Below are 25,199 nucleotides of genomic sequence, written 5' to 3'. Positions count from 1 at the left end.
CGGCCCCGGCCGGCGTCGGCTGGCCGGGCCGCTCCGCGAGGATGGGCGGGCAGTCAGTCGAAGGTCGCCGTGGTCGGGTTCTCCTGAACGACGTGGGCACACCCCTCCACCCGGCAGGTGTCCTCCAGGAGCGACCGGATGGCCGGCGTCACCCGGAGGTTCTGGGCGAACCCCACCATGTCCGCGTAGAGCTGACTGTGCGTGCGTTCGTACCGGCGGCGCTTCGGGATGGCGGTGAGGAAGCCGGCTCGCACCGCACCGCTGAGCACGGACGCCGGGTCGACGATGCGCCGTCCCGACAGCAGGCCCTTCTCGTCGAGGGAGTCACGGCGGTAGTGGCCGTCCGGCCGGACGAACTTCAGGAACAGGAACCGCAGTTGAAGGGCGGTGGGGCACGGGCCGACGAAGGGGTGTTCCCGGCGCCCGTCCGCGCCCAGAAGCTTGACGAAGTCCGCGACGTCCTCGATCGGGGTGCGCGAGTCGATCTCCACGGAGACGAAGCCGGTGAGGTGCCCGAAGTCGGCCTCGGCGAGGGTGGGCAGGCAGGCGTCGAACCGGGTGCCGTGCAACGTCGCGTCGGACAGGTCGCAGCCGGTCATGACGCAGTTGTGGAAGCGGGTCGATTCCAGGTTCGCGCCGCGGAAGCTCACGCCGGCCAGCGACAGGCCCGAGAAGGTGAGCCCGGAGAGGTCCTGGCGTTCCAGCGGAGCGTGGATCAGCAGCCGGGCGCAGTCGGGAAGCCCGAGGAGCACCTGGAGGATGTTGCGGAACGCCGTAGGCGTGGCGGTGGCGCTGGACAGCCGGGTGAGCAGCTCCTCACCGGCGGCCAGTTCCCTGATCCGCGCGCACAGCACCCGCAGGGCGAAGGAGTCGGGCGGGAACGGGCGGCAGTCCAACAGCTGCGCGAACCGCACCGGGTTGACGGCGAAGTACTGGGCGGCGCGGATGCCGATCTGGTGCTCGAAGATCACATCCTGCGCGAAGCGGACCCGCTGCCGCTCCGACGCGGCCCGGAAGACCGGCAGGCGGCAGATGGCCGCGGTGCACCGCTCGCGCTCCGGGTCGGACAGGTCCGAGGGAATCACGAACTCGGCGAGCTGGCCGATCTCGTCGATCGGCACGCCGCGGTTGTCGTTCTCCAGCTCGGCGACGGCGACGTGACTGATGACGTCGAGCAGGTCGTGCCGGGAGACGACGTGCTCCTGCAACTGCTCCTTCTTGTACTCGCGATCCATGATCGCGTCGACGGCGTCGTGGACCAGGTCCATCTCGGAGTAGTCGTTCGGTATCCCGTCGGTCTTGCCCTCGTCGACGCGCTCGGCGAGCAGCTCGGCGTAGTACGGGGTGCCGCAGAGCTTCCTGAGCTGCGGCTTCGCGTCGAGGATCGCAAGCAGCTCCCGGTCCTTGTCCTGCAGGCGGATGCGCGCGAAGGTGGTGATCGACTCGGGCTGCCAGGGCAGCAGGCGGAACTCCTCGACGTACTCGTGGGCCACCGTGAGGAAGTCCCGCAGCGCCTGGTTGGAGCTGAGCAGGGAGTCCCGGACGCAGAGCAGGATGCGCGGGGTCGTCGGGTTGTCCGGCCGGGCGACGATCTCGTGGATGTACTCGAAGAAGCCCGGGTCCTGGGCGATGACCTCGTCCAACCCGTCCAGCAGCCAGCTCGCGAACCCCCGCGTGAGCATCCACTGGAACGTCGGCTGCTTGACCGGCCGAGCGACCTCGGTCTGCAGCAGCGCGTCGACCATCGGGCCTAGCGCGGGCGCGCTCGCCAGCGCGGCGTAGTCCGGCAGGAGCGGCAGCGGGCGGTAGGCCCGTCGCAGCTGCTTCTTCGCCTTCTGGAAGTTGGTGTAGAGCGTCGCGAACAGCGACTCGAACAGGACGCTCTTGCCGTACCCCGCCGGCGCCGTCACCAGCACGATCGGGCGGTCCCAGCCGGCCGGGCTGTCGAAGCGGCGAGCCAGCTCGGTGAGCAGGTCGCTGCCCACCACCTTGGTGCCCACCGCTTCGAAGGGCTGCGGGGTACGCCGCCGCTCCGCCATCTCCCCGTCGCGACGGAGCTGCTGCGCGGCCGTTCCCGCCAGCGTCGACACCGACGTGTCGTCCCACTTGAACCGGGCGTCGAAGAACTGGATCGGGACCCGGATGTCGACGTTGTACTCGTGCTTGGCGACTCTGCGGAAGTCCGTCGACAGCCCCTGCGTGGACTCCACCAGCAGGAACTTCGCGCCCGGAGTGCGCGCCTCCTCCGCGAAGCGTTGCAGGAGGGTCGCCTCGCGGCGGTGCAGCTCCTCCGCGTCCGGGACGGCCGGGCACCACACCGTCATGTGCTCGCTGTTGTCCGCGTACGCCGCCCGCCTCGCCCGGACGACCTCGCCCCGCGACTCCCCGGGAACCGACCAGCCTTCCGACTCCAGGAAAGTGACAGCCTCGTCGTACAGCGTCATGAACCATCCTCCATCAGGAATCGAAAGGGTTCCCACCGGTCCGGGCGGCCGACGACGTGCAGGTAGGCGCAGGCCCGGCTGACCGCGATGTAGCTGGTCGTCCAGTCCTCCTCGCCGTCGTCGGCGTAGACCACGGCCGGCGCCTCGCAGCCGTGGAACTGCCGGACCGTGCAGACCGCCAGTTCGTCGCCGCGGAGCCCGTTCATCGTCCGCACGCCCCGGTCGGCGAGGGTCCGGCGAATCGCGGCCTGGTTGGCCGTCGTCGACGTGAGCAGCACCAGCTGGGAGGCCGGCAGGTCCTTCAGGATCTCCTGGGCGGCGTCCGCGCAGGCCGCCGCGAGGTCCGCGGAGCCGCCGCTGAGGCGCGGCGGCCGCCCGGCCGGACCGGTGACGGGCGTGTGCGCTCCCGAGATCCGTGCGACGAGCTTCGCGATCGGCAGGACGTTGCGGCAGTTCTCGGTCAGCCAGAACTCGTTGAACGACCCGTCGGGGCGTGGGCGCCACGTCCCCGAGGAGTCCCGCTGGTACGGGTCGGCGAACAGCACCACCGAGCCGTCGGGGCGGACGAGTTCCCGCAGCGCCTCCAGCAGGTCCTCGTCGTGACTCTGCGCCTCGTCGACGATGAGGCAGTCCAGCGGCTTGCCGTACGCCTCGGCGAGGGCCAGCACGGTGACCCACAGCTGCTCGCCCTCGTACTCGCGCAGGCGGTCGGCGCCGTACAGGTCACACAGCACGTCCTCCGGTTCACCCGAGCTGACGCCCTCCACGCGCAACCTGCGCCGGATCTCCAGGCGCAGGTTGCGCTGCTGCCCGATCACGGCGACCCGCAGCCCCCGGGCCGCCAACTCGCGCGCCCGTTCCTGAGCGAGGACCGTCTTGCCGGTGCCGGCCGCACCGAGGACCAGCGAGGCGCGCTTCTTGGAGGTCCCCTCGAGCACCTCCAGCTGGCGACCGGTCAGGCGGATCTGCCGCTGGGTCAGGCGGGCGAGGTCGTCGGAGGCCAGATCGACGTCGTAGCGGAGGGTGCGGGCGACGACCGCGGTCGGCGCGAACGCCTCCAGGGCCTTCTCGAAGTCCGACTGGCTGGCCCAGCCGTGCTGGTCCCAGTGCGCCATGACGCGTTCCACGACCATCGCCGCGTGCTCCAACGCCGCCGCGGTCAGCACGATCGTGTCCGGCGCGTGCGGACCGAGATTGCCCGAGGGCCGGCCGTCGGCGAAGACGACGCAGTGCCCGGCCGGGACGTGCCGGATGCCGGCGGCGTCGCGCAGCCACCCGGCCAGGGCGTACTTGTTCCGAACGGCCTGGTCGAACGGGTCGGCGTTCAGCGGCGCGTCACCGCCGCGGCGCTGGGCGAACCACTGCCGGCCCTCGACCCGGTAGGAACCGTCCTTGACCTCCATGATCAGCAGGCCGCGCCCGGGGTGGAGCAGGACGAAATCGGCCTCGCCCATCCGCCACCTCGGCCGGCCCGCGTCGAAGAACGACAGGCTGTGCAGCACGAACCACGAGTCGTTGAGAGACCGGAGCTTGTCGAAGACGACCCGTTCGCCGCGAGTGGCGTTCGCTCGCAGGTGCTTGGGATAGAAGCGCGCCACAGTCCGCCTCCCCGACGTGGGCCGTGCGGCGACTGTGGTGACGGCCCAGAATCCACATTGTCCGCTCGCTCGCGCCTTGTCGCGCTCCACCGGACTTGTGGTCTTCTGTGGACGATCGGTCATCCGGGGGTCACGCACAGCGAACCGAACGCCCCGGCGGCGTCGCACAAGTGATGGACATCGTGGCCGAACGGATGAAGAAGCAGTGTGGGGACACGGAGGCAGAATTCGGAAATCAACCGCGCCTCGATGAGCTCACGGAGGAGCCGCAGATGGCCGTCGGAAACAAAGGTGTCCTGCTGGTCGACTGGGACAACCTGGCCGGCGCGATCATCGGGCGCGGGCACCTAGTGGAGCGGGGCATCGTCGACGCCCTCTGGAGCGACGCGACCGCCCGGTGCGGCGGACACCTCCAGTACAAGCACATGGCGGCGACGAAGTTCGACCGCAGCATCTCGACGGCGATGGACGAACACCTCATCGACGACGATGTGGTGGGCAGCGCCAAGGAGCAGGCCGACATCCATCTGACCGTGCTGGCGATGGACTACCTCCACCAGGACTGCGGCCAGTTCGTCCTGGTGACCGGCGACCAGGACTTCATCCCGCTGATCCGCCGCCTGCTGCGCGACGGCTGCCGGGTCACCGTCGTCTACGGCGACAAGGGCCGGCTCTCCCCCCAGTTCCGTGGCATCCTCACGCTGCCCGGCCTGGACTCCCTCTGCATCGACGACATCTACACCCTGCAGAAGCCCCCGCCGGCCACCTGCCGGGCGCTGCTCGGCCTGCTCGAACTGCAGCGCCGCGGCATCATCCTGGGCGGCAAGGAACAGGCCGAGCGCACCACTACCCTGGCCCGGTGGGGCATCCTGGAGAACGAGGACGAGACCCGGTACTGGGCGCTCATCGAGTCCCTCGGACAGAAGGTCACCCGCACCGACGCGGCGGTGCGGGCCAAGGACCAGTTCCTGCCCACCAACCGCACCCGCACCTACGTCGACGTCGGCTCCGGCCGCTTCGCCGACGTGCTGGCCATCGACTACGTGGTCCGGCGGCTCGCCGCCCGACCCAAGGGACTGACGGTCACGGAACTGCGCGCCGGCCCACTCCAGGCGGACAACGGCTCCCGCCTGCTGCGCGCGCTCGACGCGCTGACCGCCGTGCAGCTCGTCCGCAGGGGCGCGGACGACGCGTACGCGGTGACCGTGGACGACCTCGCCCTGGGATACCTCGAACCGCTGTGGCGGGTGCACGCCGGCCTGGCCATGGAGAGCTTCCGCACCCAGAGCCGGACCATCCCGTTCCGCCGCCTTCCCGGCCTGCTCAGCGCGACAGGCGTCGGGCAGGGCCCGGAGAAGTTCAACGCCGGCCTGGTCAACCGGGTCCTGAAGTACGCGAGCGCGGCGGGCGTCGTGGACGCGGTCGCGGTCGGCGGTGCCCGCCACGCGCTCCCCACGAACTCGCCGTTCGCCCGTCCCATCGAGGACGCCTATCACGAGCTCTACCGCGCCTTTGTCGCTCGGGCTCCCAGCCCGGTACCGGAGAGCGAGATCCTCGAGTTCATGGCGGTCAAGGACCGCGCGCGGGCCGAGCCGGTCTTCGGTTACGACCAGCGTGACCGGCACCGGATCCTGCGCGTCCTGGCCCAGTCCAGGGCCATCACCTGGCGGAGCGAGAAGGTCACCATCCCCCAGACGCGGTGGGGCGACGCCGGCTCCCCGTTCGCCTAGGGACGCGCGTGCCGCGCGGGACGTGGACCTGGCTGGGCGGCGCCGGCGGGTACGGGCTGGCGGTGCTGCGCCGGACCTGGGCATGGCTGCGCGGTGCCGGCAGGTACGGGCTGGTGCTCGCCGGGGCGCTGGCGGTGTGCGCCGCCGGCGCGGCCCTCGTGGTGGCCTTCACCTGGCGGGCCCAGCGGGCTGCCGCAGTCGCCGGCTCCTTCGCCGCCATCGCGTCCACCATCGGGGTGCTGGCGGCGATCTACCTCTCCCGGCAGGCGCTGTCCCGAACCGACCGGCAGCTCACCGAGACCCGCCGGGCCCTGGTGCTCAGCCGGTACCCGCTCCTGCTGCCGGTCCACCAGTCGGTGGCGTTCCCGGACTCCGGCGGCATGCTGGCCCAGCACCCACCCGCCCAGGAGCGCTTCGCGCTGACCTCCGCGCCCGCCCCGGCGTACGCGTTCCTCGCGGTCACCAAGGACCGGTTCCTCATCCCGGTGGAGAACGTCGGTGAGGGGCCGGCGCTGCGCGTCCGCGGGACGCTGTGGTGCTCGGACGGGCGCAACGGCCCGGTCGACGGCGTGGCGGCCCTGGGCGCGGGCCGGACCGGCGTGATGGCGGCCGTGATCCGGGCGGACGAGCGGCCGCTGCCGGAGGAGTTCCGCGCCGCCCTGGACGACGCGGCGGGCGTCGCCTACTGGCTTGATCTCGACTATGCCGACGTCTTCGCGTATCCCCGCCGGACGGTGGCGCTGTTCGACCCGCGAGGGCTCGGCGCCTGGCACTACGTGCAGGGACACGAGCCGGGCACGCTCTGACCGCGCCCGCCGTCCCTGCGGACAAAGTGAAAGCCCCAGCACGGAGGCTGGGGCCGGGTATTGAGACGGATCGAACGATGACTACGTTTCAGCTCATCATCGCCAGCCACCATCTCCCCTATGAGTAGAGGCTACGGACACGCTCCGCGAGCGTCAACTCGGCCACCCGTCCGTGTCTGCACTCCGTTCAGCCATCGAAGACCGCGATTCGACGGTCGCCGCCGGCCATGAGGTGAGCCGCGTACCTCACGGGGCGCGGTGCAAGCCGAGGTGGGCGAGCATCGTGTGGTTGGCCTCCCAGCCGTCCGGGAACTTCACCGGCACGTCCAGGTGCACCCGCTCGGTCGACGGGTGCGCGTCGAGCAGCTCGGCGATCCCCGCCCGCGCCACCACCACGCACGCGTGCCGGTGCCGGGACGCCAGCACGCAGAGCCGCCCCGACTCCAGGTGGAACGCCGTCGCGTCCCGCCGGCCCGAGAGCGGGTGCAGCACGATCGTCACGTCGTACTCCCGGCCCTGGAGGCGGTTGGCGGTGTCGACGGTGATGCCCGCGCCGGCCGCGCCGAGGTGCGACCGGATGGCCGCCACCTGGTCGCGGTGCGCGGCCCCGACGGCGATCCGGTCCGCGGTCACCGGCGCGCCGCCGGGCGCCTGCTCGGAGAACCCGACCGGTCCGCGGTCCAGGAATCGCCGGGCGAGGGCGGCGCAGGCCGCCGCGGCCTCGGAATCGGTACGCGGCGTGTGCCGGGCGGGCAGCTCGTGCAGCGCCCAGCCGGCCGCGGCCGCCACCTCGACCGTCGCGTCGAAGCGGTCGCCCGGCCCGGGCTGGGTGAGGGTCAGCGCCCGGTCGGCCGGCCCGGTGCCGGCGCGGAACCCGGTGAACGGGTAGAAGGCGGCGGCCACCACCGGCGCGGCGGTGGCCGGCAGCCGCCAGGACACCGGCAGCCGGTGCACCGGCAGCTCCGGGTTGTGCCGCAGCAGGGTGGCCACCGCCGACTGCATCGGATCCCAGGTCAAGCCGGTCCACCGCGCGGTCTCGACGGTGGAGAAGGGGTCGAGCTGCCCCGGATCGCCCACGAACAGCGCCCGCTCGAACCGCCCGGCCACGCGCAGCAGGGCGTCCGACCGCATCTGGTACGCCTCGTCGACGATCGCCCACGGCCAGACGCCCTCGGTGACGGTGGCCCATTTCGCGGCCGTACCGACGATGGCGCCCACGCCGCCGAGGTCGGCGACCTTGGCGGCGACCCGGACCGTGTCGTGGCCCTTCACCCGGTCGGTGGGCTGGTAGTCGGTCGCGGAGAGCCGCCCGATGGGCAGCTCGGGGGCCTTGCGGGCGAGCCGGTCGACGAGGTCGTCGACCTGCTCGTTGGTCTGCGCCACGATGATCAGCGGCTCGCCGGCGGCGGCCAACTCGACGGCGGCGCGGACCACGAGGGTGGACTTGCCGGCGCCCGGCGGCGAGTCGACCACCACGCCCCGGTGGTCGCCGGAGCGCAGGTCCGCCAGCACGGCGGTGATGACCCGCTCGGCCTCGACGGCCGGCGGAGCTGCCAGTTCCGCGAGCATGAACCACCCTCCCCGAGCCGACTGCTGCGCCCCGACACCATACGAGCCGGGTCCGTCAGCTCCCCGGTCAGCTCCAACGGTCGTGGAACAGCGCCATCTCCACCTCGTCGGGCTCGATGCCCCGGCGGTGCGCCTGATCCGCCGCCCAGCCCAGGTAGGCCAGCCACTCCTCCGACACCCAGCCGGACTCGCGACGCACACCGGCCTCGACGGGCAGCCGGCGCCGGACGACGCTGTCGAGGATCAGCGGTTGCCGGCCGCCCGCACCGCGCCGGTAGCCGGCGAAGTAGACAAGCTTGGTGAAGAACGCGGGGCCGAGCCGGGGCAGCCGCGACTCCCTGGGATCACGCAGGCGCTGGTAGGCGGTGCGCAGGGCGTCCTCGTCCGGCGCGGGCGCGCGCAGGCCGTCGAGCGCGTGTGCCAGCCGCTTGCCGTCCGGGTCGCCCTCCAGGGACCGCGCGGTGCGCCACGGGCCGTAGCCGATCGGGCCGTAACCCCACATGAGCACGGCGCTCAGCAACTGCCGCGCGGTCGCCTCGCCGGCGTGCCAGGCCTCGGCGACGGCGAAGACGTCGCGCCGCCACACTTCGCCGGATTCGGAGAACCCGTCGGGCCAGGCCTCCTTTGGAAGCGCGGCACGCCACCGGTCCGGGTGAATGGTGACGGGCTTCAGCTCGCCGGGCAGTGCGGGGCTGGGCGGCTGGCTCACGGCGTCCTCCTCGCTGTGGTGGGATGCCCGAACGCTATTGGCGGCACCGGGCCTCGGGCCGCCCCGAACCGGCAGGTGGCGGTATCCCGTCGTGTCCTGGTTCGGCGCTCCGGCCAGGTGGGCGGTTGAGGTACCGGTCACCCGTCCACCCGGAAGGTGACTCGTTTTCCGATTTGACCGTCGCGCAGGTCCGCCGCCATACGATCACCGAAGCGCCCCACGCTGTCGTGCGTCGGCCTGATGAGCTGCGGAGGGAGACATGGCACCGAGCCGTACACTTCGGACACTGGCGTCGGCGGCCGTCGGCGGCCTGATCGCCATCGCCGCGACCGCACCGGCCGTGGCCACGGCCCCATCGCTCCCCGGCACGACACCGGCCGCGACACCATCGCTTCCCGGCACGGCCCTGGCCGGCGGCTTCGCACCCGCCCCACCGGAAGAGCCACGGCCCCCGCTGCTCCCGGCGGACTTTCAGGGAACGGGTCGGTACATCGTCCGCGACCTCGGCATCGATGTCCCCTTCTCCTGGCAGGGCCGCGCCGGCGACAGCCAGATGATCGCCGGGGGCCCGGAGTACCCGATCTGGTTCACCAACCTGATCTACGACAATGCGCTCTACACGCTGACCTACAAGTGGCCGGGCATCCCGCCGGACCCGCCGCAGCCCTGCCACCAGGTCGGGTTCTTCAACCGGCAGATGTTCAACGACCTGCTGAAGACCGCGCGATTCGTCGGACCGGAGATCCTGCAGGGGAACAACGGTCGGCACGTCGACCACTGGCGGGTCGGCGTGGTTGCGGGCTTCACGCAGCCGGGAGAATTCCCCCGGATCCCGCTCGCGCTCGGTGACATCTACGTCGACCAGCGGGATCCGAGCCGGTGGGTGCAGGTGCTGCAGTTCGGCCTCCAGAACCTCTACGACCCGGCGCTGGATGAATGGTTCACGACGAACACGTTCCGGCACCAGCCCGGGCAGGTGAGCCTCCCCGACAGCTGCCTCCCTGCACCGGCCTGATCTCCCGGGTAGCCCTCGGCGCCTGTCCACCCTGTCGACGTTCGCGCCGGTGAACGGCGTCGAGTTGCGCCGGAACCGACCGGACTAGGGTCGGACGCATGAGTGTGCACCCTCGGGTCGTCGCCGACGACTTCCCCGCCACCCTGCGCTTCTACACCGACCTGCTCGGTGAGCCGGAAACGGTTGTCCGCGACTTCGAGTACGCCAGCTTCGACCAGAACGGCGAGACGGTCCTCGCGATCCTCGGCCGGCGCGCGGCCGAGGCGGTGCTGCCGGTGGGCCAGGGCGACGGCGGCGTGCTCGTGGTGATTCCGGTGCCCGATGTGGACGCCACCATCGCCGCCCTGACAGCCGAGCTGGTGGTGGCCGAGGCCGCCGACCGACCCGGGTGGGGCGTGCGCTCGGCGTACCTGCGCGACCCGGAGGGCAACCTGGTCGAGGTGCAGACCTGGACGGCCCGCTGAGGGTGCGGCCATGCGCTGGCCGGTGCGGCCAGCCGGGAGCCGGCGGTTGGTCCGGTTTCCGCCCTGGCACCGGACGCGACAGGTCTGGGGCGGGCCGGGCTGTGTGGGCGACACACCGACCGGCCATCACATGCCGGGCCGGTCGCTCGTCTACCGGGGTGACACCTGAAGAAGGGAACCCCAGCCATGAGAGTTCTGCTCGCGGGCGCCTCGGGCGCCGTCGGCCGGCCCCTCACCCGCCAACTCATCGCCGCCGGCCACCAGGTGGTCGGGATCAGCCGTAGCCCGGGCAACGCCGAGCGGCTGCGCGACGCCGGCGCCGAGGCCGTGGTGGCCGACGTGATGAATCGGGAGAACCTGCTCGCCGCCCTCAAAGACGTGCGGGCCGACGCGGTCGTGCACGAGTTGACGGCGCTGGGCACCACGAAGATGGGCGAAGCGCTCCAGGGCACGAACGCCCTTCGTACCACCGGGACGGCGAACCTGCTCGCGGCGGCCCGGGCGGTCGGCGCCCACCGCTTCGTCACCCAGTCGATCGTGCTGGGCTACGGCTACCGCGATCACGGCCCGCGCGTGATCACCGAGGACGACCCGTTCGCCGAGCCGGTCGGCGGCAAGCTCGGCGGGGCCGTGGCGGCGATCCGCGCCACCGAGGAGCAGGTGTTCGCGGCCGACGAGATCGAGGGCGTCGCGCTGCGCTACGGGTTCTTCTACGGGCGCGACCGCATGACCGACATGATCGTCAACCTGGTGCGCAAGCGCCGGCTGCCCGTGCCCTCCGGCGGCGGCTTCGCCAACTTCATCTACCTGGAGGACGCCGCCGCGGCGACCGTGGCCGCGCTGGAGAAGGGGCGTGCCAGGCAGGCGTACAACATCGTCGACGACGAGCCGGTGCGCTGGGGCGACTACCTGGACACCCTCGCCGCCGCGGTGGGGGCTCGCCGGCCGTGGCGGGTCCCGAGCTGGATGCTGCGACCCATCCCGTACGCCCACGCCATGATGACCACCTCGATGCGCGTCTCCAACGCCAAGGCCAAGCGGGAGTTGGGCTGGGCTCCGGCGGTGCCGACCTACCGCGAGGGCATCCCGCTGGTGGCAAGAGCAACCCGTTGAGCGCCTCCCCGTCAGTCGATCCCGCTGAGCACCCGCCGTCAGTCGATGCTGTTCAGCTCGGTCAGCGCGTCGTCGGGGAGCGTCAGCGCGGCGGCCGCGACGTTCTCGCGCAGGTGCGCGACGGAGGAGGTGCCGGGGATGAGCAGGATGTTCGGGGACCGGTGCAGCAGCCACGCCAGCGCCACCGCCAGCGGGGTGGCCTCCAGGCGGGCCGCGACGGCCTGCAGCTCCTCGGACTGCAGCGGGTTGAAGCCGCCGAGCGGGAAGTAGGGCACGAAGGCGACGCCCTGCGCCGCGAGGGAGTCGACGAGCGGGTCGTCGTCGCGGTTGGCGATGTTGTAGAAGTTCTGCACGCACACCACCGGCGCGATGGACTGCGCCTCGGCGACCTGCTCGGCGTTGACGGTGCTCAGCCCGAGGTGCCTGATCAGCCCCTGCTGTTGCAGCTCCGCGAGGACCGTGAACGGCTCCTCGATCGAGCCGGGGGCGGGCCGGTCGAACCCGCCGACGCGCAGGTTGACCACGTCCAGCACGTCGAGACCGAGGCGCTCCAGGTTGTCGTGCACGGCCTGGCGGAGCTGCTCCGGAGCGAGGGCCTGCGGCCAGTTGCCCTCGGCGTCGCGCAGCGCCCCGACCTTGGTGACGATGTGCAGGTCATCGGGGTACGGGTGCAGGGCCTCCCGGATGATCTCGTTGGTGACGTACGGGCCGTAGTAGTCGGACGTGTCGATGTGGTTGATGCCCAGGTCGACGACCTCGCGCAGCACGGCCACGGCCGCGTCGCGGTCGGCCGGCGGGCCGAAGACGTGCGGGCCGGCCAACTGCATCGCGCCGTACCCCATCCGGGTGACCGTCAGATCCCCCAGCCTGAAGGTCCCGCCGGGAAGGCTGGTCAGTGTCATGGGAATTCCTCTCCCTGTTCTCGCAAATCCGCAAGCTTCCCGCCGACGGGGTTGGCAAACCCCTCGCACCGGCCCGGAAGCGTCCCGTTTCTCAACCTGGAGCGCCGCCGTGCCGGCCGCCCGCCGTGCGCCGCGTCCGGTCACGGATCGACACAGCTCACCGGAGTACGAGGCGCTGTGGACTCGCCGTCACCGGCACGAAGGGTCCTCGAAGTCGGCCCCGTCGGCCCGGGTCATGTCGAACGAGACCGTCGGTGAATCGGATCCGGCGGCGAGCGTGGTGAACGACGTCCGGATCCGGAGCAGGTCGCCGTCCCAGTCGCCGTCGAGTTCGTTCAAGTGCGGGCCCGGCCCCTCGTCGGCCGGGCGGGTGTGCAGCGAGAAGCGGGTGCCGCGCCAGTTGAGCGGGTCCCCCCAGATTTCGTAGGTCTCGGCGCGCCCCGCCTGACAGACCTTGATGACGCCCTGGAGATCCGGGCAGTCTCCGCAGCGGTCGGTCGCGCTCGGCTCGTCGTCGGTCAGGTGCAGCACGGCACGCCGGTCGTCGCCGGGGCCGTACGGCACCACTCCCTGCCAGTAGCCGGTCAGCGCCGGCCTGCCGGGCAGCGCCAGGGCCCACGGGTTCGCCGCGAAGTGAAGCCCGTAGACCAGGCCGAGGCCGACGACGATCAGCCCGGCGAACATGGCGAAGAAGCGCACCTTGTTGGGCTTGCGCCGCGGTCGGACGGCCATCCGAATCTCCTTCGAGTCGGCCCACACCGTACGCGCCACGATCGTGCGCTCGCCGCCCCATCACTCGGGGCTGTGGAGCCAGAAGCCTGGTACGTAAGGGATTTCCGGCATGGTGGTGGCGGGCCAGGCGGCGGAGCATGGTGAGGCCGCCGCGATGCGGCCGCCTCAGCCGAGGTGCCGGTGCAGGAACGTGGCTGCCGCGTCCGCTGCCTCGGTGACGTACGGCTCCACGTCGTAGAGGTCGATGTGCTGGGCGGCGTCCAGCCAGATGATCTCCTTCGCACCGGCCGCCCGGCGGTGCAGCTCCGCGGCGAGTTCGGGCGCGCAGTACGCGTCGACCCGGCCGTGCACCACCAGCAGCGGGGTCGCGCCGAGCAGCGGGGCCGCGCCGAGCGCGTCGAACGTCATCAGCGAGTGCAGCGAACCCCGGGTCACCTGGTTGCGCCAGTGCGGGGAGGCGGACCGGCTGGTGCCGTAGTAGGCGTACGGCTCGTCGCCGCCCATCGCCGCCTCCGCGCCGCCGGCCGCGACGGCGGGCAGAAATTCGTCGTACGCGTCGAGAAAGCCGCCGAGCGCCGAGCGGTAGTTGTCGACCCCCATCCGCTCGACGAACCAGGCCGGGCTGTTGTAACCGCCGGCGATGCCGACCACTGCCTTCACCCGGGGGTTCTCCGCCGCGGCCCGGACCGCGTAGCCGCCGCCGAGGCAGACGCCGACCAGGCCGATCCGGTCCGGGTCCACCTCCGGCCGGGTTCGCAGCAGCTCGACGGCCGCCCGCAGGTCGGCGAGCTTGCCCTGGCTGTCCTCGTGCCCGGGGCGGCCACCGCTCTCGCCGAAGCCGCGATGGTCGAAGGCAAGGGTGACGAAGCCGGCCCGGGTGAGCCGGTCCGCGTACGTCCCGACGACCTGGTCCTTGACCCCGGTGAACGGCCCGGTGAGGGCGACGGCCGGCGCCGGCCCGGCGGCGGCCGGCAGCCGCAGCTCGCCCACCAGGTCGATGCCGTCGCTGGTGAAGGTGACGCGCTGCTGCTGGCTGCTCATGCGTTTCTGGGTGCCGAGGTGTTCCTGGGTCGGGTGTTCCCGGGCGCTCATGCGGCGGGCACCGCCTCGGCGGCCAGCTCGGCGGCGACGGCGTCGGCGCCGAGGCCGACGAGCCAGCTCAGCGGCGCGTCCGGCAGGAACCGGGTCATCAGCTCGGTCAGCTCCTGCCGCTGCGGCTCACTGAGCGTCGGTGCGCCGTCGGCGATCCGGCGGACGGCCTCCCGGTACATCAGCAGGTACCGCCGCTGCGCGGCCAGCACGCTCCCGTCGCTGGGAGCGCCGTGCCCCGGGTAGAGCGGGAGGCCGTCCAGCTCGCCGGTGAGCCGGTCGAGGGCGGCCAGCCAGCGGCCGGTGTGCCCGTCTGCGGTGTAGGCGTGGGTGCCGTCGAAGGCGAGGTCGCCGATGAAGCCCATCTGCCGGTCGCCGCGGGCCACCAGCAGGTACGAGTCGGCGTGGCTCTCCGCGGCGCCGACGTCGTGCACCGCGATCCGGAGCCCGGCCACCTCGACGGTGCCGCCGGCTGGCAGTGGGTGGTCCGGGACGCGGTACCGGTCGGGCCACTCGTCCCCGTACACGGGCTGCCACTGCGCCCGCTTCGGCGCGGCGACCTCGGCGATGGCGCCGGCCACGGCAGCGGCGGCGTAGACCGGGACGTCGTCGGCCACCACGTACGGCAGGCCGTTGAAGTGGTCGGGGTGGGCGTGGGTGACGAACGCGGCCAGCAGCGGCTTGCGCAGCGCCGCGAGCCGCGCGGCCAGCGCACGCGCGTCGGAGACCAGCAGGTTCGCGTCGACGAGCACCACCCCGTCGGCGGTCTCCAGGAGGTAGCTGTTGGCAAGGATGCCGCTCTCGGCGGCGGTGTAGGTGTGGATGCGGAACTCGGTCACGGTCGACCATCCGATCGGCGTCGGCGAACTAGGGTTGACCCCGACGCTAGGGCGGCCTACGGGCACCGACCAGAAGGCACTTTCCGGTGCCCTTGCCGGCCGTCCGCCGATCGGGAGGTCCGATGGTTCTCGTCATCCCCGACGTACTTCAGGAGAGCTGCTCGACCCGGCAGGCGCTGGAACGGTTCGCGGCGAAGTGGCGGGTCCTGCTGATCTACGCGCTGCTGGCCGGGCCGCAGCGGCACGCGCAGCTGCGCCGCCGCCTCCCGGGCATCAGCCAGAAGGTGCTGACCGAGACGCTGCGCGGGATGGAGGCCGACGGGCTGGTGCGCCGCCGGGTGGTCAAGGCCAGCGCGCCGCAGCACGTCGAGTACGAGCTCACCGACCTCGGGCACACGCTGGAGAAACCACTCGCGGCGATCTGCGAGTGGGCGGCGAGCCAGCCGTCACCCGACTGAGCGGCGGGACCAGGGTCGGGGGCGCATCGTCGCCGACGACTTTGCGGCCACCCTGCGCTTCTACTCCAGCCTGCTCGCCAAGCCGGAGACGGTTGTCCCGGACTTGGAGTACGCCAGCGTCGATCAGGGCGGCGGCGAAACCGTCCTCGCGATCCTCGGCCGCCGTGCCGCGGAGGCGGTGCTGCCGGTGGGCCGGGGTGGCCTGGACGGCCCGCTGAGGATCGGTCGTCAGCGCGGCCGCTGGTCGGACGACGGCTGCGCCGTCAGCCGAGGTTCCACATCCTCCGGCAGCTCGGCACCGCAGAGCGCGCAGATGTAGTCGTCGTCGCGGACGAGGTTGCGCTCGCCGCATTCAAGGCAGCGCCGGAAGACGACGGCCACGGTGAAGCCTTCCGGACGGTCGATACCCGCCCGGTCGAGGGCGTCCGCCACCGCCGCCCAGGAGCTGGGATCGGGGCAGTAGCCGGTGGAGTGGTTGCTCACCTCGGTGACGGACCAGCCGCCCCGCTCGCCGGCGAAGGCGATCTCGCCCGCGCCGAGGACCTCCGCACCGCCGGCGCAGGCGACGTGCTCGCTGCGTCTGGGCGCGAGCCGCAAGGCCCCGGCGGTGTCGATGACGTAGGTGAAGGGCTCGTCACGGTCGCGGGGATCCGTGGCCGCGAGGTAGGCGTCGAGGTCGGCGGGTGATCGGATGGGCCGGCCCTCGGGGGCGCCCGCGACCGAGGCCCGCACGTCGGCCGGGCCGACGTAGCGGTATCGATGCCCCGCTCCTACCACAGCGCCGACCCTACGCCCGCGCCGCGGCCGCTGGGGACGATCGCAGCTGAGCTGGGCGCGGCGGCCGGCCGGCTGGCCGGCCGCCGCGCCCTCGCTGGCGAAGCGGGTGCTGCCGGCCTACCGCTCCCCCACACGGTACGTGACCAGGTTCGGGTCGGCCTTGAGCTGCCGCTCGGTGAACTTGATGGTGTCCCAGCCCTTGCCCGAGTAGAGCCGGGTCTGGTCGGCGTACCAGGGTGAGTTCGGGTTGGCCGACTGCGAGTAGGTGAGGATCTGCCGCCCCGACGGCCCGTTGCGGCCCAGCTCGACGGCCATCACGAACGACGAGCCGTGCTGCACCTTCGAGTAGCCGACGCCGGGCTGCAGCACCCCGATGATCATGTTGAAGACGCCGGCTTCCGCGCGGCCGCCGTGGATCGGGATGCGCTCGGCGCCGCGCGGCTCGGTCTGGACGTCGCCGAGGCGAGCGTCGAGCGGGATGCCGTCCAGCTTGCGGACGGCGTTGGCGAGGGCGGTGCGTACCCTCGGGTCGTCGACGGCGAGCCGGCTCGGCGTGGTGAGCGGGGCGGCCGGGTCGAACGCGTCGGCGAAGCGCAGGCCGCCGGCGAGGGCGAACTCGGTGAACAGGTGCGCGCCCCGGCTGTCGAGGTTGACCTTCAGGTCCCAGCCGCGCAGGGCGGCGCAGGCGGCGGCCAGGTCGACGGTGGTGCCGTCGGAGGCGGTGGCGGTCGGCTGCGCCTCGCAGACCCGGACCAGGTCGTCGCGGACCAGCTCACCCCCGTACGCCCGGTTGCCGAACGTCACGTCCCACAGCTTGCCGGTGGTGAAGCCCTTGCCGGGGAGCCCGTCGGTGCCGGCGATCCGCTGCTGCACCTGGTGCACGCCGAGCCGGGTACGGAGGCTCCGCGGGGTGCGCTCGTCGCCGATGATGCGCGGGTAGCCCTCCAGGGGTTTGGTCGGGTTGGCCAGCCAGTAGCTGTCGTTGGAGTTGGTCACGTAGTCGCCGCGGACCAGCGCGGGCAGGTTGCCCGGGCCGAGGATGCCGGGCACCGCGGCGTCCGGGTCCCGGCCCAGCTCACAGGCGGAGCGGGAGCCGTCGAGGACGGCCTGGCCGCTGCTGGCGTACAGGGGCTGGAAGGGCGCCGGGATACAGACGGCCGCGAGGGAGCCGGTGACCCGGGGCACGACGGAGTGGTCGGCGTAGAGGGCGTTGCCGTCGCGGTCGGCGGCGATGACGTTGACCCAGGGCAGGAACTGCCGCCGGTCCAGCATCGCCCGCAGCTCACCCACCGACTTCGCCCGTCCCATGGCGAGCCAGCCGTCGAGCGCGCGGTTGTTGGCGGCGTTGACGTCGGTGATCGCGTACGCGGCCTGCGCCGTCCAGTCGAAGGTGCCCGGCACCACGACGACCGGACCGAAGTGGGTGTCGTAGAAGGTACGGGCAACCGGGCCGCCCGGCGTCTGCACGGTGACCGTGCGAGCGGTCATCTTCCGGGGCTGGCCGTCGTAGAGGTAGCTGGTCGGGTCGCCGGGCACCAGGGTGAGCCGGTGCCACACGAAGCGGCGGGCGGTGGAGACGGTGTGCGACCATGCGATCCGGCCGTTGTGGCCGATCTCGACGATCGGGTCGCCGACCAGGGCCGCGCCCTCGACGTCGTACCGGCCGGGCACCTTGAGGTGCATCCGGTAGAAGCGCTCGCCGCCGTCCCACGGGAAGTGCGGGTTCGCGAGCAGCATGCCGGCGCCGCTGGCGGTGGCGTCGCGGCCCAGGCCGTACGCGTTGCTGCCCACCCCGGCCGGCGCCCCGTCGCGGGCGGCGACGACGGCTTCGGCCTGCGGGGCGCTGCTCTTGTCCGTGGTGGGCGGCGCGCTGGTCCCAGCGGGCGGCGCGGCGGCGACGATGCCGTCGGCGAGCGCGCCGGAACTGGCCCGGATCATCCGCGTCCAGTTCGCCCGCCACATGTCCAGCTCGGTGATCGGACGTACCCAGCCCTTCCCCGTGCAGGCCGGGTCGGTGATCTTGTTCCTGGCGTCACGGAGGTAGGCGTTGTAGCCGGCGACGAAGCCGCGCATCTGGTCGCGTACCTCGCTGGAGGGCGCGTGGATGCCGTCGCGCGGGCCGGCCAGCCAGCGCTCGGCGGCGCGGGCGTCGATGGCCTTCTGGTGGAACAGGTCGCTGGTGACGTTGCCGGTGGTCGCGCCGAACCAGCGGGATCGCTGGGCGTTGACGGTGACCATCTGCTCCGCGATCAGGCAGATGTTGTCCTCCGCCTGGACGTAGCCGACGCCGTAGCCGAGGCTGGCGAAGTCGCGGGCGGTGATGTGCGGTACGCCGTAGGAGGCGCGCTGGATCAGGGCGGAGTAGCCGTTGCCGTGGGCGGCGGCGGTGCCGCCGGTGACGGTGAGGCCGGCGGCGACCAGTCCGATAGCTGCTGCCGCGGCGGCGAATGGGCGGGGCTTCATCGGCCGGCTCGCTTCATTGGGACGTCCTCCCCCGAGTAGTTGACTGTCCACCTCCGACCGACGCTAGCGGTGAAAGTTGCTCCGGTCACGTGTTGATCGTCGACGATTGCCTTTATCCCGTCCATGGCCGTGCCGGAGCTTGAGTGCCCTGGCAGATTCCACTGCGCTGGACTGGCGTCATGGTTCGGTGATTAAGCCGCACGGAAATCGGGGTTGACTCGGCGGGCGTTCCCGAGGCGTACTCGATATACGTTCCCGCACCGCCGGCTGGCGCGTTCGGCCAGGAAGACGAGCGCGGGCGCTCCCAGAACGGGGTGCCTGCTGTTGTCCGCGCCGGTGTTGCGGAGGCCATGAGAGATGGGAGGTCCCGCATGAAGGATCCCTCGTCGGCGAGTTGAGCGACACCACTGTGGCGCTCGTCGGGCGCTGCCGGTGACGAAAGTCGTGACCCTTGTGGCGCGGCCTGGCCGTCTGCCCTCCTGCCCTGCCCGCTGACCTTGGCCTCTAGGACGGGCTGTGGCGGTACTTGCTGCCCAGTTGCCTGCCCCCGGATTGTTCGTCGGCTCGATCGAAGAGAGGTATTGGCCGACCGCTGCACGCACAACGGTTCCGCCTTGCCGGGCATTGCCGGCAGGGGTCGCGCCTGCGCGAACCTGCCCCGGTTCGGGTAGGCGCGACCGAAGGCGCTGCCTCGTCGCTCTTGAATCCCTACCCATGAAGCCGGAGCACGAAGATGATCTCGACCCTCATGAATCCGAATAGGCTGGCCGTTGCCTTATCGGTTTGCCGGCCCAGGGTGACGCCACTCGAGGCTCTACCCGGACGACGTGTCGACAGGTGGTGGGCCGTTGGCACCACGTGAGCAACGGCCCCCGGACCTGCCCGACGAGGTGCGGTCGGGGCGGGAGCGGCTGGAGAACCGAATCCAGGTGCTGATCATGCTGTTGATCGGCGGCGCGGCCGGCGCAGCCTCGTTCCGTCACGTCCATGACGTCGCTGCGGCGCACGGCCAGCCGGGCTGGCTCGCCTGGGCCGACGCGGTCGTCCTGGAACTGACCTCCATCGCCGCCGGTCTGGAACTGCGCCGCAACCGGCGCTGCCGCAAGAGCGTCGCCTTCCCTGCGACCGTGCTGACCCTGGCGGTGTTCCTGTCCCTCGCGGCTCAGGTCGTGGAGGCCGAAGCCTCGGTGATCGGCTGGGTCGCCGCCGCGCTGCCCGCGCTCGGCTTCCTGACAATGGTGAAGATCGCCCTCGGCCGCGCCGACCCCGCCCCACCCGACCACGGCGCCCGACCCGCAGCGGGCGAGCCAGGACCGCCGCAGATCGTGGATGCCGCGGTCCCGGACACCCGCGAACCGGTCCCCGGAACGCCGCTGCCGGTCCCCACGAGCACTGCCACGGTCCGGGACACCACCACCGCGGTCCCGGCTAGGGCGGACCAGGACCCGGCGGTCCCGGACCGCCGCAGCGGCGGCCCGCTGGTCCGGGACCGGGGCCCGGAGATCACCGCGTTGGTCCCGGCCGCCCGGACCGCCGCCCACACGCTCGCCGCCCACGGGACGCCGCTGTCCCGCAAGGAACTCGCCCGGCAACTCCGCGCGGACGGGCACCACCTGTCCAACGCCACCGCCTCCGCGCTCGTGCGCGTTCTCCGCGCCGAGGCCGCCACCCCACCGGCCCCGGCTTCGCCGAACCTGTCCCACCCGGAGGCCGCGTGACAGACCGACAACAGATGACTCCTGTCAGACCGAGCCGCCCCGGGCAGACCAGCGCCTGTCAGGAAACCGGCCACCTGACAGAACCTGACCGGACCTGTCAGAGCAAACGCCGTCCCGCCCGCCGCGGCGCAGCAGCCAGTGCACCTGCTGCCGCTTCAGCCGGATCCCGACCCGCAAAGGAGCAACGAACATGCTGATCCAGGTCAACGACCTGCACCCGCGCCACCAGCGCTGCCCCCGATCCGCATCACCCGCCCTCGCACACCTGGATCCAAGCGGTGTGACCGGCAGTGCCGGTGTCAGTGTCGATCTCCGTCTCACCGTCCGCCTTGATACTGACCCCCAAGCCGACCCCGCTTCCTCGCTGACAGCCCAGATCAGGCCCGCTGCCAGCGGCGCCGATCGGTTCCAGACACACCCTCATGTGTGGGGTGTCCCCCCAGGGGCCGCCCATGCGTAAACCGCTACCCGCGCCGGATCCGCTGCTGCGCCTGCAGGCCAGCATCACCGCCCGCGACGACCGGCTCCTCGGCTGGCTCTACGACCACGGACTGCTGACCACCGACCAGATCGCCACCGCCCTGTTCCCGTCGCTGGATTTCGCTCAACGCCGGCTACGCCGCCTCACCGTCCTCCGCGCGGTGGACCGGTTCCGCCCCAACAAACCCGACGGCGGCTCCTACCCGTACCACTACGTCCTGGACCAGCTCGGCTACAGCCACGTCCGCGCCCAACGCGGCCTCGGCCCGCCACGCCGGGACCAGGCCCGCCGCCGCAAGCAATCCCTCACGTCCCGCCCGGACCTACCCCACCTGCTTGGCGGCAATCAGGTCTTCATCGACCTGGCTGCCCACGCCCGCACCCACCCCAACAGCCGTCTGGACCGCTGGCAGCCCGCGTCCGCCTTCCACGACCCGGGCGTGTTCTACCGCAGAGGCGGGGACCCGCAGATCATGGTCCACGGTCCGAGCGGCCTGCCCCGCCCGGACGGCGCCGGGGTGTGGACCGAGCAGGACCGTTCGGTGCCGTTCTTCCTCGAATACGACACCGGCCGTGAACGCCTCGACGTTCTCACCGAGAAGATCGCCAAGTACGAACGCTTGTATGCGATGACCACCTGGGCATGGCCGGTCCTGTTCCACCTACCAGCGGCGCGACGTGAGGCGAACCTGCACCATCGCCTCACCGACACCACGCCACGAGCGTTCATCGCCACCACCACCGCCGACCTACGCGCCGCCACCGGCGCGAGCCCCGCTGAGCAGGTGTGGCACCTGATCGGTGTCAGCGCCGGCCGTCGCCGCCTCATCGACCTGCCCTACATCGACACCCACCACGACCAAGAGTTCCCCACCCGCACCACGGCCGGCCCGCACGGGCGAGCAACCTGACCGCCTTGATGGTGCGAGCAGCCCGGTTGACCGGGCTGCTCACACCATCTACTCCGTAGCGGCGGGTGCGGGAGGACCAGATGCCGGGCGAGCACCTGCGATCAAGCGGCGAGCCAGAAGACGAGGAGCTTTCCGGGGCCGTCCACGGCGCGGGCTTCGCTGACGGCCTGGAGTAGCCGCTGGAGTTTGGGATCGTCCGGCGGCAGTTGACGGGCCATTTCACGGAGGTCCGGGTCCGTCGGGAGGGGAAGCTTGGGCGGGTCTTCGTCCGGTTGGGCCTCGGGAGCGTCGGTCAGATCCGTGATGGCCGGCTCGCCGGACGCCACGATCCGTCGAGCGAGGGCCGGCAGGCAGCTCGACGCCTGCCTCTCGAGAGTGTCGAGAATCAGGCGGACCACGACCGGGTTGTAGCGGGTGAGCAGCTGGTCCCGGCGGGCTTCCAGCAGGCGGTCGTAGAACTGGCGCTGCACCGCTGTGAACGGCACCGACACGGTGTGGGGCTCACGGATGGTGAACCCTCCGATGTCCCGTCGGCGGGTGCGGTTCACCAGTGGCGCGAGAGTGTTCAGCTCCTCGATTTCGCGCACGCAGCGGACCCGGTCGTCGGTCGTCAAGCTGGCCGCGTCCAGACGCCCGCGCACATCGTCATACCGGGGATCGATCGCGATCGCCTGCCGGCCCCAGCTGGTGTCCGCCGCGGTGTCCAACGCCTTGAGCGCCTCCTTCGCGGCCTCGGGCGCACCGCTGCGCAGTGCCCGTACGGCGGCATTGAGGTGTCGATTGGGCTCTACAACCTCGAAGAACGTCTGCCGATCCGGAAAAAGGTCCGGGCGGAGCAGGTTGAGCAGGGTGAACAGGTCCCTGGCCTGCGTTTGCACCGGTGTGGCCGAGAGCAGGACGATGGCAGTGCTGATCTCGCTGAGGTACTCGGCGAGCTCGTGCGAGTTTGCGCCCGGCGTACGCAGGTGGTGTGCCTCGTCGGCGATCACCAGGTCGAAGGCAGGCGGCGGGTCCAGCTCGCGCAGGCCCTTGTCCTTCTTCCGCTTGGCATCCCCCTTCAGGTATGCCGTGCGGGTGAACAGCTCGTAGTGCACGATCGCCCGCCGGTACTCCTCGGGCCAGGCGCCGTCCAGGTGCGCCTCGTTGAGGCAGTAGCGCAAGCTCGACGAGTCGAGCACCCGGAAGTCCTCGTCGAAGCGGCGCATTTCTTCGCGCCACTTGACGGTGAGCGCCTTGGGGCAGAGAACCAGCACGTGGTCCAGCGGCTGTCGGGCGGCCAGCTCTTTCATGATCAAGCCGGCTTCGATGGTCTTTCCGACGCCGACGTCGTCGGCGATAAGCAGCCGCGGCTCGTCGGCGCGGGCAAGGCGCAGGAGCGGCCGGAACTGAAACGGCACGTACTTGATCCGCGCTGCCCGCAGCGAATAGACGTGATCGGTGAGCGAGTGACTGAGCCGGGCGGCGACCAGGCGGGCTCGGAACTCCTCGGGCGTCAGGCCGCCAGTCGTTGCCTCCTGTTTCGCCGCTGCGAGCACCAGTTGGTCCTCTGCGTACTCGCGCATGCTTCCCGCTTCGTGGAAGACGCGATAGCGGCCGAACCCATCGACGCTCTGAAGAATCTGGATGACCGGTTCAACCGTATGGAGATCGATCTGCGCCGAAGGTCGGAGGCCAGAGCCGTTCCGGCTTGGGGCAGTCACCCACGCGCCGCTCCGTTATTCGCCACCGCCCGCGTGACGTGGCTTCGGCACCTGCCGGTTGAAGCGCGGCTTGAGGGCGACGACCAGGGCTTCCTTCGTACCCTCCGGGTTGTCGGTCTCCTGCCAGCGGACCTCGCACCGACCCAGCCAGTCGGCGATGTCGGCGGCCGACGCCGCGTTGTTCGGGGTGTCGAGGAGCTGTCCGACCTGGTCGTGCAGCACCGACGAGTCGCGGTTGCCGTTCAGGTGCTGCCGGAGGCGATCCCGCAGACCCCGCCTGGTCCGGCCGACGTAGATGACCACGCCGCCGTCAAGGACCACGTGCACGCCGGGGGCGCGGGGAGCGCCGGCGACAGTTTCCATGGTGTACGGCTGAGGATCCGTGAAGCCGGCCAGCAGGTCGTCGTGCGCGGTGTCGGGCATCCCCGGACGCTACCGGTGTGGACCGGCATCCGTGGCCCCGCACGGGCCGTCGTGGTCGTTGCGGCGTCGGCAGCGACCGGCGCCGTCGAGCTTGGCGTCACACCAGATCCGGGTACGCACGAACTGACGATCCTCCTCGCTGAGGGTGGTCTCGCCGAAGTCAAGGGCGGTGACGTGGCCGAGCGAGTCGCGTAGGGCTGCGGCGAGGGTGATGGCCGCGTCGAGGCTGTTCAGGGTGGTGGGAAGGTGGATGATCCAGCGGGGTGCGGTCATCGCTGCCACCGGCTGTTCGGTGAGCCTGGATCTGTGTGGCGGCAGCCGGTGTGACGGGCCTGCCACTGCCGCAGCGCCTGGCGGATGCGTTCGGCCTCGGTGTTAGCCGTGGTCAGCTCGCGGTGCAGACGCTCGAGTTCGTCGGCCACCCGGTTGAGGTAGTCGTGCACCTGGGCGGGGTCGAGGCCGCGCCAGCGGGTGTCGAAGGAGGCGACGCGGGCGTGGTGCGGGTGCAGGGGCTCTCCGGTCACGTAGATCATCGCTGCGACGCCCCCTGCTCGGCGATCAGCGCACGGATCTGCCGGTCGGTGAGGCCGCGCTGGTCGAGGACCCGGCGGCCCCACCGGTGCAGCCGGCAGGGGTGGGGTGCACGGTCGTTGCGACACCGCGGACCGTCGGGCCACTGCTCGGCGGCGTGCAGGGTGACCGCCTTGACCGCGAACCTGACATCTTCAGCGGTTACGTAGGGCGGTAGGGGTAGTTCGCCGAGGATCTCGTCAATCGAGTCCATGTCCCTCCCTGAGTTGTTGGGTGTGGCGCCGAGGCGGGCGGGGACGATCGGTACGGCCGCGCGTCCGCACCGGCCGGAGCCCAGCACCCACCCCGGGCCTGCTTCCTGCTCTTTCGCCGAGATGCGGCCGAGCAGACGTGTTCGGCGTCGGAGCAGCGCGCCGGACCCTGAGTCGGGTATCCGCACTGGCGGTAGCTGCTCCGACGAAGGCAGGGACCTCAGTGCCTAGCTGGGGCCTTTCCTCGCCTTCGCACCCTACCGGCATTGCTGGTAAAGTCAACGTTGCCCTTGAAGTTCTCCTGGCTGCCGTGATCAGATGTGTGGGCCTAGCTGGGAGTACTACGCATGCCCGCACCACGAAAGTTCGAGCCGCACTACCGCCGGATCATTGCCGACATCAGGGAGCGCATTGCCTCCGGCGAGTGGCCGCCGGGCCACAAACTGCCGTCCACCAAGGCGCTAGCCGAGATGTATG

24 protein-coding genes are annotated in these 25,199 nt (G+C 71.5%); 9 read left to right on the top strand and 15 right to left on the bottom strand.

All coding sequences use genetic code 11. The annotated features are described in order from the left end of the window. Nucleotides 1-53: 53 nt before the first annotated feature. Both ACZ6PY_RS28715 and ACZ6PY_RS28710 read right to left on the bottom strand, forming a co-directional pair. The gene (locus ACZ6PY_RS28715; RefSeq protein WP_466077832.1) at nucleotides 54-2,444 is read right to left on the bottom strand and encodes a pentapeptide repeat-containing protein; all 2,391 of its coding nucleotides are present in this window, start codon (nucleotides 2,442-2,444) and stop codon (nucleotides 54-56) included. Next, a complete protein-coding gene (locus ACZ6PY_RS28710; RefSeq protein ID WP_466077829.1) occupies nucleotides 2,441-4,042 on the bottom strand; it encodes a nuclease-related domain-containing DEAD/DEAH box helicase in 1,602 nt (533 codons plus the stop codon). The genes ACZ6PY_RS28715 and ACZ6PY_RS28710 overlap by 4 nt, the downstream gene beginning before the upstream one ends. A 272-nt stretch (nucleotides 4,043-4,314) precedes the next feature. On the opposite strand from ACZ6PY_RS28710, the gene ACZ6PY_RS28705 reads away from it, so the two are divergent. Beyond that, entirely contained in the window at nucleotides 4,315-5,772 is a 1,458-nt protein-coding gene (locus tag ACZ6PY_RS28705; RefSeq protein ID WP_466077826.1) for an NYN domain-containing protein, read from the top strand. Nucleotides 5,773-5,780: 8 nt separating this feature from the next. After that, nucleotides 5,781-6,578: a hypothetical protein gene (locus ACZ6PY_RS28700; RefSeq protein WP_466077823.1), complete on the top strand. Its 798-nt coding sequence runs from the start codon at nucleotides 5,781-5,783 to the stop codon at nucleotides 6,576-6,578. 246 nt (nucleotides 6,579-6,824) lie between these two features. Here the strand turns inward: ACZ6PY_RS28700 and ACZ6PY_RS28695 are convergent, their stop codons facing one another. Together ACZ6PY_RS28695 and ACZ6PY_RS28690 are read right to left on the bottom strand one after the other, a co-directional pair. Continuing rightward, nucleotides 6,825-8,147 carry an AAA domain-containing protein gene (locus ACZ6PY_RS28695; protein WP_466077820.1) on the bottom strand — a complete coding sequence of 441 codons (1,323 nt, stop codon included), beginning with the start codon at nucleotides 8,145-8,147 and terminating at the stop codon, nucleotides 6,825-6,827. Between the two features lie 67 nt (nucleotides 8,148-8,214). After that, complete coding sequence (locus ACZ6PY_RS28690; RefSeq protein ID WP_466077817.1) at nucleotides 8,215-8,856, bottom strand: 8-oxoguanine DNA glycosylase OGG fold protein; 642 nt, start codon at nucleotides 8,854-8,856, stop codon at nucleotides 8,215-8,217. A 259-nt stretch (nucleotides 8,857-9,115) separates the two neighbouring features. On the opposite strand from ACZ6PY_RS28690, the gene ACZ6PY_RS28685 reads away from it, so the two are divergent. The 3 genes from ACZ6PY_RS28685 (at nucleotide 9,116) to ACZ6PY_RS28675 (ending at nucleotide 11,448) form a co-directional block, all read left to right on the top strand. Beyond that, nucleotides 9,116-9,871 carry a hypothetical protein gene (locus ACZ6PY_RS28685; protein ID WP_466077814.1) on the top strand — a complete coding sequence of 252 codons (756 nt, stop codon included), beginning with the start codon at nucleotides 9,116-9,118 and terminating at the stop codon, nucleotides 9,869-9,871. A gap of 98 nt (nucleotides 9,872-9,969) precedes the next feature. Then, on the top strand, nucleotides 9,970-10,335 hold the full coding sequence (locus tag ACZ6PY_RS28680) for a VOC family protein (protein WP_466077811.1): 366 nt from the start codon (nucleotides 9,970-9,972) through the stop codon (nucleotides 10,333-10,335). 186 nt (nucleotides 10,336-10,521) lie between these two features. Then, complete coding sequence (locus ACZ6PY_RS28675) at nucleotides 10,522-11,448, top strand: NAD-dependent epimerase/dehydratase family protein (protein WP_466077808.1); 927 nt, start codon at nucleotides 10,522-10,524, stop codon at nucleotides 11,446-11,448. A gap of 38 nt (nucleotides 11,449-11,486) precedes the next feature. On the opposite strand, the gene ACZ6PY_RS28670 is transcribed toward ACZ6PY_RS28675, so the two are convergent. The 4 genes from ACZ6PY_RS28670 to ACZ6PY_RS28655 form a co-directional block, all read right to left on the bottom strand. Further along, entirely contained in the window at nucleotides 11,487-12,350 is an 864-nt protein-coding gene (locus ACZ6PY_RS28670; RefSeq protein WP_466077805.1) for an aldo/keto reductase family oxidoreductase, read from the bottom strand. A gap of 189 nt (nucleotides 12,351-12,539) precedes the next feature. After that, the gene (locus ACZ6PY_RS28665) at nucleotides 12,540-13,082 is read right to left on the bottom strand and encodes a hypothetical protein (protein WP_466077802.1); all 543 of its coding nucleotides are present in this window, start codon (nucleotides 13,080-13,082) and stop codon (nucleotides 12,540-12,542) included. A 165-nt stretch (nucleotides 13,083-13,247) separates the two neighbouring features. Next, nucleotides 13,248-14,174 (bottom strand): alpha/beta hydrolase, encoded by a 927-nt coding sequence (locus ACZ6PY_RS28660; RefSeq protein WP_466077799.1) that lies wholly within the window; start codon nucleotides 14,172-14,174, stop codon nucleotides 13,248-13,250. Then, nucleotides 14,171-15,010: an MBL fold metallo-hydrolase gene (locus ACZ6PY_RS28655; RefSeq protein ID WP_466077796.1), complete on the bottom strand. Its 840-nt coding sequence runs from the start codon at nucleotides 15,008-15,010 to the stop codon at nucleotides 14,171-14,173. Before ACZ6PY_RS28655 ends, ACZ6PY_RS28660 begins: the two co-directional genes overlap by 4 nt. A 122-nt stretch (nucleotides 15,011-15,132) precedes the next feature. Between ACZ6PY_RS28655 and ACZ6PY_RS28650 the strand changes: the two genes are divergently transcribed. Next, nucleotides 15,133-15,468 (top strand): winged helix-turn-helix transcriptional regulator, encoded by a 336-nt coding sequence (locus tag ACZ6PY_RS28650; RefSeq protein WP_466077793.1) that lies wholly within the window; start codon nucleotides 15,133-15,135, stop codon nucleotides 15,466-15,468. A 228-nt stretch (nucleotides 15,469-15,696) separates the two neighbouring features. On the opposite strand, the gene ACZ6PY_RS28645 is transcribed toward ACZ6PY_RS28650, so the two are convergent. Both ACZ6PY_RS28645 and ACZ6PY_RS28640 read right to left on the bottom strand, forming a co-directional pair. Beyond that, entirely contained in the window at nucleotides 15,697-16,245 is a 549-nt protein-coding gene (locus ACZ6PY_RS28645) for a TFIIB-type zinc ribbon-containing protein (RefSeq protein ID WP_466077790.1), read from the bottom strand. A gap of 117 nt (nucleotides 16,246-16,362) precedes the next feature. Then, nucleotides 16,363-18,708: an acylase gene (locus ACZ6PY_RS28640; RefSeq protein WP_466077787.1), complete on the bottom strand. Its 2,346-nt coding sequence runs from the start codon at nucleotides 18,706-18,708 to the stop codon at nucleotides 16,363-16,365. Nucleotides 18,709-19,556: 848 nt separating this feature from the next. On the opposite strand from ACZ6PY_RS28640, the gene ACZ6PY_RS28635 reads away from it, so the two are divergent. Both ACZ6PY_RS28635 and ACZ6PY_RS28630 read left to right on the top strand, forming a co-directional pair. Then, complete coding sequence (locus tag ACZ6PY_RS28635; RefSeq protein ID WP_466077784.1) at nucleotides 19,557-20,426, top strand: DUF2637 domain-containing protein; 870 nt, start codon at nucleotides 19,557-19,559, stop codon at nucleotides 20,424-20,426. A gap of 452 nt (nucleotides 20,427-20,878) precedes the next feature. Continuing rightward, the gene (locus ACZ6PY_RS28630; protein ID WP_466077781.1) at nucleotides 20,879-21,817 is read left to right on the top strand and encodes a replication-relaxation family protein; all 939 of its coding nucleotides are present in this window, start codon (nucleotides 20,879-20,881) and stop codon (nucleotides 21,815-21,817) included. Between the two features lie 101 nt (nucleotides 21,818-21,918). Here the strand turns inward: ACZ6PY_RS28630 and ACZ6PY_RS28625 are convergent, their stop codons facing one another. The 5 genes from ACZ6PY_RS28625 to ACZ6PY_RS28605 all read right to left on the bottom strand — a co-directional run bounded on the left by ACZ6PY_RS28625 (nucleotide 21,919) and on the right by ACZ6PY_RS28605 (nucleotide 24,724). Continuing rightward, on the bottom strand, nucleotides 21,919-23,379 hold the full coding sequence (locus ACZ6PY_RS28625) for an SNF2-related protein (RefSeq protein WP_466077778.1): 1,461 nt from the start codon (nucleotides 23,377-23,379) through the stop codon (nucleotides 21,919-21,921). A gap of 153 nt (nucleotides 23,380-23,532) precedes the next feature. Next, entirely contained in the window at nucleotides 23,533-23,940 is a 408-nt protein-coding gene (locus tag ACZ6PY_RS28620) for a GIY-YIG nuclease family protein (protein WP_466077775.1), read from the bottom strand. Nucleotides 23,941-23,949: 9 nt separating this feature from the next. Continuing rightward, on the bottom strand, nucleotides 23,950-24,213 hold the full coding sequence (locus ACZ6PY_RS28615; protein WP_466077772.1) for a hypothetical protein: 264 nt from the start codon (nucleotides 24,211-24,213) through the stop codon (nucleotides 23,950-23,952). Next, nucleotides 24,210-24,473 carry a DivIVA domain-containing protein gene (locus tag ACZ6PY_RS28610; RefSeq protein ID WP_466077769.1) on the bottom strand — a complete coding sequence of 88 codons (264 nt, stop codon included), beginning with the start codon at nucleotides 24,471-24,473 and terminating at the stop codon, nucleotides 24,210-24,212. Before ACZ6PY_RS28610 ends, ACZ6PY_RS28615 begins: the two co-directional genes overlap by 4 nt. Beyond that, the gene (locus ACZ6PY_RS28605; protein WP_466077766.1) at nucleotides 24,470-24,724 is read right to left on the bottom strand and encodes a hypothetical protein; all 255 of its coding nucleotides are present in this window, start codon (nucleotides 24,722-24,724) and stop codon (nucleotides 24,470-24,472) included. Before ACZ6PY_RS28605 ends, ACZ6PY_RS28610 begins: the two co-directional genes overlap by 4 nt. A gap of 345 nt (nucleotides 24,725-25,069) precedes the next feature. Between ACZ6PY_RS28605 and ACZ6PY_RS28600 the strand changes: the two genes are divergently transcribed. Further along, nucleotides 25,070-25,199 (top strand): GntR family transcriptional regulator (locus ACZ6PY_RS28600; RefSeq protein WP_466078027.1); only part of this gene is annotated, 130 nt, incomplete at its 3' end.

This window comes from Micromonospora sp. NPDC048907 (assembly GCF_055586885.1).
The sequence above is the reverse complement of the archived record's forward strand: the minus strand, read 5'-3'. Positions and strand labels throughout refer to the sequence as shown.